We start from the raw sequence: 13,513 nt of genomic DNA on the forward strand, positions 1-13,513 counted from the left end.
TCAATTCTTGCGCATATTCTGTAAATAATCAAGCTATTTTTGCAAAAATTCTCAACAATTTTATCCACATTTGTGCAACTTTACCCAATGCTCTGCAATTTGATAGTCAATATTATACAATACAACGTTATCAAGCCCTAACAAATTAGCAAGATTTAATAATCAACTAACAACAATTTAAATGAATGTGAACAAATTGTGTGCTAAATTAAATACAAGAGAAAAGTTAACAGACAAATGAAACAGATTTGACGTGTCTGTGGTTTGTCAATGTCAAAACTGAATAGGGGGAAGTTCATTTGTCTGATTCAACGGAGATGCTTTTAAATTGCCTCTGTTGAACAACCGTTAGAAGGAGGAGACATAATGAAAAAGAAATTGTTTGCGACTTTAATGTCAGCAATGATGGTTGCATCTTTATTTACAGGATGTGGCTCATCAGCAGGTTCATCTGATTCTGCTTCAAGCTCAGGCTCAGATGCATCAGCAGACGGTGTACAGGAGATTACCTGGATGTTCTGGGATGATCTTGATGCTACACAGGATCTTATCTCTCTTGGATACAAGGAGAATGTTGAAAGATTCAACAAAGATTACGAGGGCAAGTATCACGTTAACGTTGTTACAACAAACCTCGAAGAGTACTATGACAAGTTAAATGCATTGGTTGCTGCAGACCAGACACCTGATGTATTTATTGTTAGCCCAGGTCCACAGCTTACAGATTATGTAGCACCTGGTATCGCTGCTCCACTTGATGACTATCTTAACGATGGTTGGAAGGATACATTCACAAGTGATGCAGTATTTACACAGCAGACATACGACGGCAAGATTTACGCAGTACCTCTTAATACAGCTGCTGCTTGCTGCTTCTATAACACAGAGATGTTTGAAAAAGCTGGCGTTGAAGTTCCTACAAACTGGGATGAAATGCTTACAGCTTGCGACAAGCTTCAGGCTGCTGGCTACACACCAATCACAATCTCAGCTGGTACAGCATGGTGCCTTTCAATGGTAGCTGGTTACCTTTGTGAAGCTGAAGGCGTTGACCTTTCTAAGCTTGCAGATGGTTCTGCTTCATGGGAGGATGGAAAGCTTGAAGCTGCTGCAACAAAGCTTGTAGAGCTTTCAAAATACTTCCAGCCTACAGCTGCTGGTGATACAAACGACGTTGCTACAGCAAACTTCTACAACGAAGAAGCTGCAATCCTTATCCAGGGTTCATGGGCAATTGGTCAGATCAACGGTGAAAACCCAGACTTCGAGTCTAAGTGTGGTGTATTCCAGTTCCCAGGCGTAAAGAGACTTATTGCTAAGTCTGATTCACTCTGCATGAGCTCATCAACAAAATCTCCTGAGGCATGTGCTGCATTCATGAAATACTTCACAGATGACACAGCTCAGAAGTACACAGCAGAGGTTGGTGGAAAGATTCCTGTAACAAAGGTTGAGTACGATGCTTCAGCAGCACCTGCACAGCTTTCATACGTAATGGATATCTTTGAGAACGCTCAGGGTACATTTGGTTTCTATAATGAGTCAATGCCTACAACAGAGACAGGCTCACACTTCGATGACACAATGGTATCAGTATTCCTTGGTGACTTAACACCAGCAGAGGCTGCTACCGATATGGAAGAGTTCTACAAGGCAAACTGCCGATAACATTCTTTTTCTTCAATACCTTTATTATAGGGGCGCAACTTCCCTGCGCCCCGATTTTTTTACCATTCAGAGGCCAATAAAATTAAATTAGTGCTGAATGGTAGGTAGTAAATAACTAGCAAAAAGTAAGGAAAATAAGTTATGGATAAATTACTTCGAAATAAAAAAGCCATTGTCATTTTCATGGCACCAGCGTTAATTTTATTTACATTCATCCTTTTTATTCCAATCTGCCAATCAGTTTATTATTCTTTCTGTGATTACAACGCTTTGACACCAGCGAAATGGGTTGGATTAAAAAACTATCAGGGATTACTTCAGGACAAGACACTCAAAATTGCATTAAAGAATTCTATTTTCTTCCTGATTTATTCTTGCGTAACTCAGCTTATAATGGGTCTCTTTCTAGCGGCTCTTCTTACAAATATAGATAAAGGAAGAAACCTTTTCAAAAACATCATTTACCTGCCATGCGTTCTTTCATCTGCTGCACTTGGTTTGTTGTGGATGTTCATTTTCAGTCCAAAGCTTGGTATCAATCAGCTTCTTCAGAAAATAGGTATGGAAGGACCTCTTTGGTTGATGGACACCAAGGGCTTCATCATACTTCCAATGTGGGTAATCGCATTCGTTGCTTTATGGCAGTACGTTGGACAGTCAATGATGCTTTACATGGCTCAGATTTCAGGCATTAGCAAATCATTATATGAAGCAAGTTACATTGATGGTTGCAGCAAGGCCAAGAGCTTTAGATACATCACTCTCCCGCTCGTTCGACCTATGGTTGCAACCGCAATGTCACTTAACGCCATCGGTTCTCTGAAATTCTTCGACATGATTTTCAACATGACTGAGGGTGGTCCAAACCACAAGACTGAGGTGCTTGCAACTCACCTTTATCAGCAAGGCTTCAAGTATTTCAAATACGGTTACGCCAGTGCAATCGGCGTGTTACTCCTCGTGCTTTGCCTCGCCGTTACGTTGTTTATAAATAAAGTAGTTAAAACCGAACCATACGAGATGTAAATGTTTATAAAATAGAAGTGAACATCTGTAGCTATAAATCTCTATGTATTACAAAAGGGAAGCATTCTAAGCTGACCGGAGTAATACATAGGATTGAGAGCGTAACAGATGTGGACTATAGGAGTTTATTATGAAAAAAGTTTCTATTTGGCAAATAATTATATATATCTTTTTGATAGTAATGGCAGTGCTTTATTTAGCTCCATTGCTTTGGACCTTCAATGTTTCTTTTAAGACAAACAAAGAAATTTTCACTGCTCCATTTGCACTTCCGCAGGATGCAACATTTGAAAACTTCACCTTCGCATGGACAGCTGGTAAGCTGGGTATCGCAACACTGAATTCATTTATTGTCTGCGTTGTAACACTGCTCCTCAGCATGATTATCGGTTCCATGGCAGCATTCGGCATTGCCCGTCTGCGTTGGAAGTTTTCACACCTGGCACTTGTATATTTCCTTACCGGAATGATGATTCCTGTACACTGCGTTTTGATTCCTCTTTTCACACGTTTTGCAAAGGTTGGACTTTCAAACAGCCTTACAGGTCTTGTTCTTCCATATTTGACCTTCTCTCTTCCAATCACAATCTTTATCATGGTTGGATTCTTTGAGGGAATGCCAAACGAGCTTATTGAAAGCGCCTGCATCGACGGTGCATCAATCTACCAGATTTTCTTCAAGGTTTGCCTTCCACTAGGAAAGACTGGTCTTTTTGTAACAGGCCTTATGACCTTCGTAGGAAACTGGAACGAGCTCTTACTTGCAATGGTATTTATATCTGATGATATGAAGAAAACACTTCCTGTTTCTCTTTCAAAATTCGTTGGACCTTATAATACAAACTACTCACAGATGTTTGCAGCCATCATCATCGCAATCATACCAACTATTGTTGTATATTGCGCTTTCTCTAACCAGATTGTAGATGGATTGACTGCGGGCGCGGTAAAAGGCTAACCCGCTAGCGCAAAAGCATCAAAACTATTACTTACAGGAGAATAAAACAGAAGAAATGAAAGCACAAAACACCCCACTAGTTACTGAACTATTTACAGCAGATCCATCTGCTCACGTTTACCAGGACAGAATTTACATCTATCCTTCTCATGACATACCTCATAATGGTGAGGACAATGACAACGGCGATGAGTATCAGATGGAAGATTATCACGTTTTCTCAATGAGTGAGGACAGCGACGAAGTCATCGACCACGGAATGGTTTTACATCAGAATGATGTACCTTGGGTAAGCAGCCAGATGTGGGCTCCAGACTGTGTATTAAAGGATGAGGTTTATTACTTAGTTTTCCCTGCAAGAGACAAGGATGGTAACTTCAGACTTGGTATTGCAGAAAGCAAAAATCCAGCTGGACCATTCACACCACGACCTGAGTGCATACCAGGAAGCTTCAGCATTGACCCTTGCTCCTTCATCGATGACGATGAGAAGGTATATATTCTTTTCGGCGGTCTTTGGGGCGGTCAGCTCGAGAAATATCGTACTGGCAGCTTTGATTCTAATGGCACTGAGCCACCAAAGGATGAGCATGCTGTATGGCCTAAGATTGCTTTAATGAAAGATGATATGTCTGAATTTGCAGAGGTTCCAAGAGATATTGTAATCCTTGATGAAAATGGCAATGAGCTTTTAGCTGGCGATGAGGACAGAAGATATTTCGAAGATCCATGGATGCACAAGCACAATGGAAAGTACTACTTCTCGTACTCAACTGGCACCACACACTATATCGTATATGCGGTATCAGATACACCATATGGTCCATTTACTTATCAGGGTCGAATCCTTGAGCCAGTACTTGGTTGGACAACCCACCACTCAATAGTAGAGTACCACGGAAAGTCCTACCTCTTCTATCACGATTGCGAGCTTTCAAACGGCATCAATCACCGCAGAAACGTAAAGTACTGCGAGCTCTCGTATAACAGCGATGGCTCAATTAAAACTATCGTTCCAGAATACGAATAATATACACAATGAGCCCCCAGTTACGGCTACAAGCCTTAGAGTCTCTTACTAGATGTAAGCTAAAGCTTACTAGACCACAAAAGTTGATTGCTAAAGCAATCATCCTTTTGGGATCATATTTCGGCTACATGCCTCATTCAGAGACCTAAGAGCTTGATGCCTACTGGGGGTTCTTTATTTTAATGGGTGTATTATTAACTAACCTTTAACGGCGCCTTCGGCAATTCCGTTGACCATATTTTTCACAAGACAAAAATACAGTAATACGATAGGTACCGCTATAAATACGCTGCCTGCTGCAAAGCGAGCGAATTCTGTTTCATCCAGACTCATTAGTCCTACAGCAACAGTGTATAAATCCTTTTCCTTTAACAATAGCTTTGGCAAAATAAAATCTGACCAAGGCCAAGTGAAGGAAGTCAATGCCGTGTACACGATAATAGGCTTTGACAGGGGCAAATTAATTTTCCAAAATATCTGGGCTGAATTTGCTCCATCTATCTTTGCTGCCTCATCAATAGCCTTTGGGATAGTATCAAAAAAACCCTTCTGTGTCAGATACCCCATTGGTGCACCTGCTGCATAAATGAGTATCAATCCCCAAATCTGATTAATCAATCCAAACTGAGTCATTAAAATATATATGGCAGTCATTCCCATAAATGAAGGAAACATACTTAGCACCATGGTTGATTTCATCATCGGCTTTCTTGCTTTAAAATCAAAACGCGACATTGTGTAAGCCGTAAGTATTGTGAGTAATGTTCCAAGGACACAGCTTCCCACAGCCACAAAAAGGGTGTTTAAAAACCACCTTGGATAATTGTACATAGTAGTATCAGTAAACAGCTTCTTGAAGGTATGTATGCTATAGCTTGTTGGGAAGAATCCATCAAAGGAATAAATGCTTCCCGACTTTGAAAACGAGGCTAACACAATCCACAGACATGGAAAGAAAAATATGAATGCGACAGCTATAAGACAAACATAAGTCAATGTCGTATCAATTATTTTACCCGCAGAATTACTTTTTATCATTGGAAAGTATCCTCCTCTTTAAATGATGGCGAATTCACGTATACAGCAAGCGATATAATTGATGTAATCGCAAAAATAATCAAACTAATAGCTGCACCAATACAATAGTAATTATTGTCGATGGACAGGTTATACAGCCAGTTAATTAGTAGGTCAGTATCACTTGCCAGGAAATATCCATCCAGATACAATCTGCCTCTCAAGAAATAGAAAATTCCAAAGTTATTGAAATTTCCAATAAACTGTCCCAACAAAACAGGCATGGTGGCAAATAGCATGAAAGGTAAGGTAAGCTTTTTAAATTGCTGAAATGCAGTTGCTCCATCAATTCTTGCTGCCTCATAAAGTGACATATCCCTATTCGACAAATGTCCAGTAGCAAGCAGCATAATCGACGGAACGCTTATCCAGCAATTGACCAAAAGGCCAATCACACGAGCAGACCATTTGGCATCCAAATCAAGGAAGCCAATTGCCACCCCACCATTTGCTCTAATAATCTGATTGATTGGGCCACCATAAGAAAACATAAACTTAAAAGCAAGCAATGTTATAAATCCTGGAATTGCATACGCAAGGACTGGAAATGCACGCCAAAAAGCTTTCCCCTTTACGCAATCCTTATTCAAAAGAAGTGCCAGGCCTAGCCCCGCAAAGTAATTTAATGTAGTTGAAGCAAAAGCCCACAAGATATTCCAGCCTAGGATTCGTCCGAATGTAGGCGCAAACTTTGATAATGTAAATATCTTTCGAAAATTATCCAGACCAACCCAATCCACAAGCTCTGGTGGAACGATACTACCACCATAGTTTGTAAAGGAAATTAGTATCATGAATATAATTGGAAGAATATTGAAAACACAAATTCCGATCACAGGCAAAATCAACACAGTGATGTAGAATTTACTGTCCAGTAATTCCTGAAGCTCCTGTAGGAAGGTTTTTGGTCTCTTCCCATTTTTAACTTGCTCTTCGATTCCATATACATCCTTCAAATTAAGGATATACAGACTGATAAAACCAGCTATTACAATCCATGCAAATATTCCCATCAAGAGCATTACAACAGAATTATCCCCAACCGTACCAAGCCATGCATCTGCTTTATTTGTACCTAATGTAAAAAATCCAGTAAGGTCATCAATACCACGACGTACCAAATACAGAATAAACGCAACTTCAACGGCTAAAAAAAGCAAACCCTTTGCAACCGAACCATAAAGTATCTGCCCACTTCCCATAAAAAGTGCAGAAAGCTTCACTTTATAGCTACTGGTCTTTATTGCATTTCCCATTTTTTCAAAACAATTTCCCATAATAAAAGCCTCTTATTCCAAGGTAAAGATTGCATCATGAATCTGCTGACACATCTCTTCAAGCCCAGCCCTCATAGAGTCTATATCCTTATACTTTTTCTCAGAATCACTTCTAAAGGCATCCTTTGCAATGTCAGTAAAAAATGTCTGTCCAGGTGTCCATATCTGTGCCACTTCTTTAATTGATGGCATCAGCACAATATTTCCCTTTTCAAGTTTTTCATATATCGACTCAGACAAACCTCCTATCTCATTTGATACATCTTCTCTGGCAGGAGATATTCCAAGAGTCTCATTTCTCAACATAATCATGTCGTATTTGGTGGCGAAATCCACAAAAGCAAGACATGCATTAGGGCTCTTTGTGTACGAGCTTATTGCATAGCCATTAACTCCACCCATCGCCTTGCTATCTATAAGCTTTGGATTCTCCTCCTTCAAATCCCCACTCTCAGGGAGTTTTGGAATTCCTGTCATCACGAGATTCTCTTCCGCCTTAGCTCTAGCCTCTTCTTCTGAAAGGCCATCTGCTTCGTATTCATTTACCAACTCATCGAAAAAAGTAGTGTAGGTATCTGGCGTAGACATTGTGGCAAAATATGTACCATCTGCAAGCTTACTGTATGCATTTGTGGTAATCGTATCATCAATACAATCCTCATTCATTGTACTGGCCAACTGACTAAGCACCCAGGCCCCCTTTGCAGAATCACCTGCTGAAAAGCCTATGTCCTCTGGATTAGTGTTATTATCTCCGAAAATATATCCACCATAGGAAAATAAAAATCCGCTGGAAAAATAAACATCATAAAGAGACTTCATATAGCCATAGGTGTCCCCATTTTCATTGTGCCTATCAACCGAGAATGCATACATATCATTCCAATTTTCAACCATATCAGGAACATCGTTGCTGTCCTTATCCCAATTGTCTTTCCAATCCTCTGGCAATAAATCCCTGCGATAATAGAGCATTGGACACTGCACATTCACAGGTACCCCACAGGTATATGTCTGCCCATCAATATCAACTTGATAAGCTTGCCATGCAGACTTTGGAACCTGCGAATAGCACTCAAGCTTTTCCACTGGTAGTGGCAGGATGTGTTTTCCCTGTGCATACTGCATTATTACATCATTTGCCTGATATAACACATCTGGGCCGTAACCATAAGGGCCATCGTTGGCCAAATCAAGATATTGATCCATATTTGCGTCCACAGCTGTGATACCGTACTGCTCATATTCCTTGTTGAAAGCATCAATCAATTGTTGAAAATAGCCCTTAGAAATAGCGGTATCATTTTCCAACACCTGAATTGTAACGTTTTCTTCTAGCTCTCCACTAAAGATTGTGTTTTCTGTAGCAGTTGCATCACCTTTGTCCTCTGTAGCCTCTGACTTTCCACATCCGCTGAACGCACTAACACTTATGGCGCAAATCAGCATCATTGCAAGTTTTCTTCTCATTAGTTACGCCCCCTTTAAATATTTATCCTATACTCTGTAGGACTTGTAATCTCAAGCTCTATGCTTTCACCATTAGAGCTTCGTTTTACAACAAGTCTGTTAGCTCTTGATGTGATTTCAACATCTCCATACTGCAAAAGTTTGTTATGCCTTTTCAGTGATACCAGGTTCTTAATATGATTTAACAAATCCTTATCCCAGTTAGCTTCATTCCAATCAAAACAACGTCTGCAATCTGGATCATATCCACCTTCCATAGCCTGCTCTGTTCCATAATACATGCAAGGTGTACCAGGGAAAAACATTGTTAGGGCCAATGCTGTTTCCAGCTTCTTTTTATTCCCTTTAACCTCTGTGAAAAATCGTAGTGTATCATGTGAATCCAACAGATTTAACATCATATAATTAACCTGCTCCATGTTTCGCATGAGGATTCCGTTTAGCTTATCTGACATTGCCTCTGCGTCCGAGCATTCTCTGGCAAAATAATCTAGGCACGCCTTCGTATATGCGTAGTTCATAATACCGTCCTGCTGGTCACCCATCAATGCAGGATATGCATCATGCCAGTTTTCTCCGATAATTACAGCCTCTGACTTTTTGTCTTTGACCGCCTTTCTGAAGCTTCGCCAGAAATCATGAGATACCTCGTCTGCCACATCAAGACGCCAGCCATCGATGTCTGCCACATCAATCCAATAGGTTGCTATATCAAGTAAAAACTCCTGTACTCCAGGACATGCCGTATTAAGCTTTGGCATATAATCGCAATAGGCAAAACATTCGTAATTACGTTTTTTTGTATTTAGCTTGTCTCCATCGATAATAAACCAATTGTAGTATGGCGACTTGCTCCCATTTTTTATTACATCCTGAAACTGTTCCATCTCTTTGCTGCAATGATTGAACACTGCATCAAGAACAATTCTAATTCCACGTTCATGAGCCTTTCGCACAAGCTCGATTAAATCATCAGTGGTGCCGAACTGAGGGTCAATCTTTTTATAATCCTTGATATCATATTTGTGATTTGAGTCTGACTCAAAAATAGGGGTTAAATAAATTGCTGAGATACCCAAATCTTTTAAATAATCAAGTTTCTTAATAATTCCCCTCAAATCGCCACCTGCGTGATTTTTAGGAGTGGGCTTATCGCCCCATTTCATATCGATGTAGGACATATCTTTGTCTTCGTCACCAATACAAAATCTATCTACAAAAATTTGATAAAAAACTGCGCTTCTCATCCAGTCCACCATTGGCATTACATCATTGGAATTTATATATGGCAGCTGGAAAAAATTATAAAAACAATCCTCATATTTGTAATCATCAGTCAAACCATCTTCGCTGTAGTAGAATATCTTTCCTTTTTCCTCCAATTGGAAAATATATACGAATCTAACATCATCAATTTTGAGTTTAACCTCATAATATGCAAACAATTCATCCTTGTATTTCAAAGGAACCTCTGCTGTGAATCGTTCTTTTTGATAATCATATTTAACGCCATAAATAATTCTGACCTTCAGTCCTGCTTCGGCATCTTCTCTCGCTGTCCTAAGTCTTATGACAACTTCATCAATCGCTGTTGCAAAGCAATATCTTGATTCGGGGTTATGTAACAGTGCGTGCTTATTCATGTCTTCTCCTTTAGTTTGAATATGTCCAGGTTATTGTGTCGTAAGGATTAGAGTTGAAGTTCTCCCTTGTCTCCTCGGTGTAGTACTGATCACTCTCATCATAGACATCCTCTGCTGGATAGGTTGTAAGAGAGAATGTATATGTGCCAGCAACTTCACATTCTATGTTTGATTTTTCAGCAGGAGTATCTCCTAATCCACCAGCGTTCTTAAAATAGGTTTTGCCATCAAGCATCCCTGTTTCCAAATATCCAAAGCCACGCTGATTAGCCCAGTTTGAGTCAATTGCAAATTGGAACTGATCTCCCTCCTGAAGCTCAACAGTGATGGTGTAAACATTAGCATCTGGATTTTCTTCTTTTGTAAGTGTCTGTGCCTCTCCAATAACTTTTCCCCAGTCAGATTCAGCCAAAACCTCACTCTTGCCTGAACCAACTATAGCGAAAGTACGTGTGTCCTCAGCATAGCTTACGAATCCAGCATAAAGAGCCGTATCTTCTGTAATAAGCCTTGAAAAATCAAACTTACGAGTGAGCTTAGGTGTTCCATACCAACCTACAAAAGTGTAGCCCTCCTTCTCTGGAATAAAGCTTTCTGCCTCAGACTTATGAGTCACAGTCTTTGTATCCAACACTGTGGTTCCATCCGTGTCATAATAAGTCACTGTATGCTCGTTAAGCTCTGAGCCACTTTCAACCTTTTCTTCATCTTCAGCAGTAACAGTAGCTGTAGATTCCGCTGTTTGAGAACCGCAGGCAGTCATTAACCATGTGTTTGCAAGACAGGTTGCAGTCAATAAAAGTACCAATAATTTTCTTTTCATTTTCTAACCTCCCAATTTTATTTAACCGTTTAAACAAACAAATAAAATTAAAAGCAAACCTGATTGACAGGATTTGCTTAACCGTTTAAACTATATTTATATATTAAGACTGACTGTTGTGATATGTCAATAGGATTTTTTATTGGAGGCTGCAAAAATGGCAGGAAAGAAAGTTACAATCAAAGATGTTGCCCGTGAGGCTGGTGTGTCTGTTGCCACAGTTTCATATGTTGTAAACGGCCGCACGGATTTACGAATATCTGATGAGACCAGAAAGAGGGTCCTTCACGTAATCAATCTTCTAAATTATTCTCCTAACCAGACGGCGAAGGCTTTGGCATCAAATAAAAAAAGCCTCATAGCACTGACAACCAGCGAGAATACTTCTGTTCTGAAGCTAGCAGAAGAACGGCACACCCTCAACATTCTTTCCGCCTTTCTTCATGAGCATGGCTACGAGCTTCTGACTATAGCACCAGGTTCAATGGATAATTACAGTCAGGCTGCTGCAATACTTTGCATAGATATGGAAAAGAAGGATTTCCAAACTCTTGGAAATAATAATTTTATCCCGCTTCTTTCCGTGGATGGTTTTATTAATGACCCACTCTTTTTCCAGATTAATAATGATTTGGCTAGGGTTCAGGCTAGTGCATCAGAAGGCTTGGGAACAGATTACACCTTTGTCGGTCTGATGCCTAACAACAAAGAACGACAAGCACAAATAAAAAAGGCCTTCAAGAAGGTTTGCTTTATCACCTCATTTGAAGACCTTAAAGACCTTTCTGATAATATTGTTACCACCGATTATGTGATAAATGAAATGCTTTCATCAAGTCACAACTGCCGTTACATTGATAATCTTCCTTTCGAAAAAATGGAGCTTATTCTAAAAAGCGTTGAACAGGCTATTGAGCGTACACCTATCGAAAGTCATGATTTATATATTTAGATTGGTGGAACTATGAAAGCCGCCCCATTTATTGCAATAATGAAAGGACATACTGCTGGTTAGAGTTTGCTTTCGATAGGACTGCTTCGCCAGCCTGAGCCAGTATTCTGTCCTTAGAAATCTTCACCATCTCCCCAGCCATATCTGTGTCGCGGATTCTGGATTCAGCAGCTGTAGTATTTTCGACGGTATTGTCTGTATTTTTTACCGCATGCTCCAGACGATTCTGAATGGCACCAAAATAACTACGCATGGCATTTACACGCATGATAGCCTCGCCAACCAAATCGATACCTGCGGTTGCCAAATTCTCTGTTTCTACACTGAGCTTGTCAATACCAAGTGATTTCGTGGTAGCGTTGACACCAAGCACTGTGAGGCCTTCGTTGGTTTCACCGGAGGTTTGGAGGTAGAGGTGGTCGATTTCACTGCCATCTATATGGTTAAAATTGATAACCTTCTGTGTAACATAATCCATAGTTAAAAATTTGATACCATACTTTTCTTCTATTTGCTCTTTTTCTTCAGTAGTTAATTCATGACCTTTATAGGTACTTCCATCAATTCCAGGATTCTCTACAAAACCTCTATCGGTATAGTAATAATAGTTTCCAAATCCGAGAGTATGGTATAAATTGCCATCCGCATCTATTTTTAAGGAATCCCTAGACGTATTTCTTACATCCCAAAAGATTCCATCACGCTGTTCATCTGTTACTGTTGCATACATACCTTCCCATTCTGACATTTTCTGGTAAGCATTCGATCTAAGCTTAGTGCTACCTCCACCTAATCTTCCATCAACCGACGCCTCCATTGTCATCACATATCCTGGCAGAGTAACTGATTGTTCTTTCATATTATATTTACTAGCACAAATCAGGTCGACAAATTCTACGTTATCGCCTGTGTTATACATAGTTCCTTCATAATACATCGGATCCACTAAATCATGCTCAATCGTAAACGACATCATCGTGTACCCAGATGGAAGTGAGAGGTTTTCAACTTCCTTCGTACCAATCTCTTTCAAACTAGTATTTGCATTCAGTGGGTATATCTCATCATTAAAACTAGTAGTCACTGCAATTCTATTAATCTCCTGCTTCAACTGTGTTATCTCATTTTGAATGTCTTTTCTATCACTCTCAGAATTAGTGCCGTTGGCTGCCTGAACGCATAGTTCATTCATTCTTTGAAGCATAGCATGAGTTTCATTTAAGGCGCCGTCAGCCACCTGAACCAAAGAAATTCCATCTTCGATATTAGTAGATGCTCTATCAAGACCTCGACACTGCTTTCGCATTTTCTCAGAAATGGCAAGACCTGCAGCATCGTCAGCAGAGCGGTTAATTCTAAAACCGCTTGAAAGCTTTTCAGATTCTTTTCCAATATTGTCCTGTGTAATATTATACATTCGGCTAGCATTGCTGGCCTGCATATTATGCTGAACTACCATATATTGACCTCTTTTCAAAGAATCGAACCATCCATAGTTCCAGTAGTCAGCATCCCTGCTAAATATTTTATCGGCAAATCCTCTATGATTTTTACTACAAATTAGATTTCTATTTTTCAAATTTACGCCA

Annotated in this window: 11 protein-coding genes; 5 read left to right on the top strand and 6 right to left on the bottom strand. The window is 39.9% G+C overall.

Annotated features, from left to right (window positions below; all coding sequences use genetic code 11):
* Positions 1-366 precede the first annotated feature (366 nt).
* The 4 genes from FXF36_RS06170 to FXF36_RS06185 all read left to right on the top strand — a co-directional run bounded on the left by FXF36_RS06170 (position 367) and on the right by FXF36_RS06185 (position 4,682).
* A complete protein-coding gene (locus FXF36_RS06170; protein ID WP_151622961.1) occupies positions 367-1,668 on the top strand; it encodes an ABC transporter substrate-binding protein in 1,302 nt (433 codons plus the stop codon).
* 141 nt (positions 1,669-1,809) lie between these two features.
* Positions 1,810-2,694 carry a carbohydrate ABC transporter permease gene (locus FXF36_RS06175; protein WP_151622962.1) on the top strand — a complete coding sequence of 295 codons (885 nt, stop codon included), beginning with the start codon at positions 1,810-1,812 and terminating at the stop codon, positions 2,692-2,694.
* A gap of 130 nt (positions 2,695-2,824) precedes the next feature.
* The gene (locus FXF36_RS06180) at positions 2,825-3,652 is read left to right on the top strand and encodes a carbohydrate ABC transporter permease (protein WP_151622963.1); all 828 of its coding nucleotides are present in this window, start codon (positions 2,825-2,827) and stop codon (positions 3,650-3,652) included.
* 55 nt (positions 3,653-3,707) lie between these two features.
* Complete coding sequence (locus FXF36_RS06185; RefSeq protein ID WP_151622964.1) at positions 3,708-4,682, top strand: glycoside hydrolase family 43 protein; 975 nt, start codon at positions 3,708-3,710, stop codon at positions 4,680-4,682.
* 198 nt (positions 4,683-4,880) lie between these two features.
* Here the strand turns inward: FXF36_RS06185 and FXF36_RS06190 are convergent, their stop codons facing one another.
* From FXF36_RS06190 to FXF36_RS06210, 5 genes are read right to left on the bottom strand one after another with little or no spacing between them, the layout of a single operon-like run.
* Positions 4,881-5,720, bottom strand: a complete 840-nt coding sequence (locus FXF36_RS06190) for a sugar ABC transporter permease (RefSeq protein ID WP_151622965.1) — start codon at positions 5,718-5,720, stop codon at positions 4,881-4,883.
* Positions 5,717-7,036: a carbohydrate ABC transporter permease gene (locus FXF36_RS06195; RefSeq protein WP_151622966.1), complete on the bottom strand. Its 1,320-nt coding sequence runs from the start codon at positions 7,034-7,036 to the stop codon at positions 5,717-5,719. Before FXF36_RS06195 ends, FXF36_RS06190 begins: the two co-directional genes overlap by 4 nt.
* A 12-nt stretch (positions 7,037-7,048) precedes the next feature.
* Positions 7,049-8,506, bottom strand: coding sequence for a sugar ABC transporter substrate-binding protein (locus tag FXF36_RS06200; protein WP_151622967.1), 1,458 nt, complete (start codon positions 8,504-8,506; stop codon positions 7,049-7,051).
* A 14-nt stretch (positions 8,507-8,520) separates the two neighbouring features.
* A complete protein-coding gene (locus FXF36_RS06205) occupies positions 8,521-10,149 on the bottom strand; it encodes a glycoside hydrolase family 13 protein (RefSeq protein WP_151622968.1) in 1,629 nt (542 codons plus the stop codon).
* 10 nt (positions 10,150-10,159) lie between these two features.
* Positions 10,160-10,972 (bottom strand): InlB B-repeat-containing protein, encoded by an 813-nt coding sequence (locus tag FXF36_RS06210; RefSeq protein ID WP_151622969.1) that lies wholly within the window; start codon positions 10,970-10,972, stop codon positions 10,160-10,162.
* A gap of 157 nt (positions 10,973-11,129) precedes the next feature.
* Between FXF36_RS06210 and FXF36_RS16560 the strand changes: the two genes are divergently transcribed.
* Complete coding sequence (locus FXF36_RS16560; protein ID WP_151622970.1) at positions 11,130-11,924, top strand: LacI family DNA-binding transcriptional regulator; 795 nt, start codon at positions 11,130-11,132, stop codon at positions 11,922-11,924.
* A gap of 28 nt (positions 11,925-11,952) precedes the next feature.
* Here FXF36_RS16560 and FXF36_RS06220 read toward each other — a convergent pair whose 3' ends face one another.
* The gene (locus tag FXF36_RS06220) at positions 11,953-13,383 is read right to left on the bottom strand and encodes a flagellin N-terminal helical domain-containing protein (protein ID WP_243143586.1); all 1,431 of its coding nucleotides are present in this window, start codon (positions 13,381-13,383) and stop codon (positions 11,953-11,955) included.
* Positions 13,384-13,513: the final 130 nt, after the last annotated feature.

It is taken from the genome of Pseudobutyrivibrio xylanivorans (assembly GCF_008935055.1).
GTDB classification, from domain to species: Bacteria; Bacillota; Clostridia; order Lachnospirales; family Lachnospiraceae; genus Pseudobutyrivibrio; species Pseudobutyrivibrio xylanivorans_A.

What these genes read in the sequence shown, in the direction of transcription:
- FXF36_RS06195 (WP_151622966.1), bottom strand. Translation starts at nt 7,036, where the DNA reads ATGGGAAATTGTTTTGAAAAAATGGGAAATGCAATAAAGACCAGTAGC.
- FXF36_RS06185 (WP_151622964.1), top strand. Translation starts at nt 3,708, where the DNA reads ATGAAAGCACAAAACACCCCACTAGTTACTGAACTATTTACAGCAGAT.
- FXF36_RS06175 (WP_151622962.1), top strand. Translation starts at nt 1,810, where the DNA reads ATGGATAAATTACTTCGAAATAAAAAAGCCATTGTCATTTTCATGGCA.
- FXF36_RS06210 (WP_151622969.1), bottom strand. Translation starts at nt 10,972, where the DNA reads ATGAAAAGAAAATTATTGGTACTTTTATTGACTGCAACCTGTCTTGCA.
- FXF36_RS06200 (WP_151622967.1), bottom strand. Translation starts at nt 8,506, where the DNA reads ATGAGAAGAAAACTTGCAATGATGCTGATTTGCGCCATAAGTGTTAGT.
- FXF36_RS06220 (WP_243143586.1), bottom strand. Translation starts at nt 13,383, where the DNA reads ATGGTAGTTCAGCATAATATGCAGGCCAGCAATGCTAGCCGAATGTAT.
- FXF36_RS06205 (WP_151622968.1), bottom strand. Translation starts at nt 10,149, where the DNA reads ATGAATAAGCACGCACTGTTACATAACCCCGAATCAAGATATTGCTTT.
- FXF36_RS06180 (WP_151622963.1), top strand. Translation starts at nt 2,825, where the DNA reads ATGAAAAAAGTTTCTATTTGGCAAATAATTATATATATCTTTTTGATA.
- FXF36_RS06170 (WP_151622961.1), top strand. Translation starts at nt 367, where the DNA reads ATGAAAAAGAAATTGTTTGCGACTTTAATGTCAGCAATGATGGTTGCA.
- FXF36_RS06190 (WP_151622965.1), bottom strand. Translation starts at nt 5,720, where the DNA reads ATGATAAAAAGTAATTCTGCGGGTAAAATAATTGATACGACATTGACT.
- FXF36_RS16560 (WP_151622970.1), top strand. Translation starts at nt 11,130, where the DNA reads ATGGCAGGAAAGAAAGTTACAATCAAAGATGTTGCCCGTGAGGCTGGT.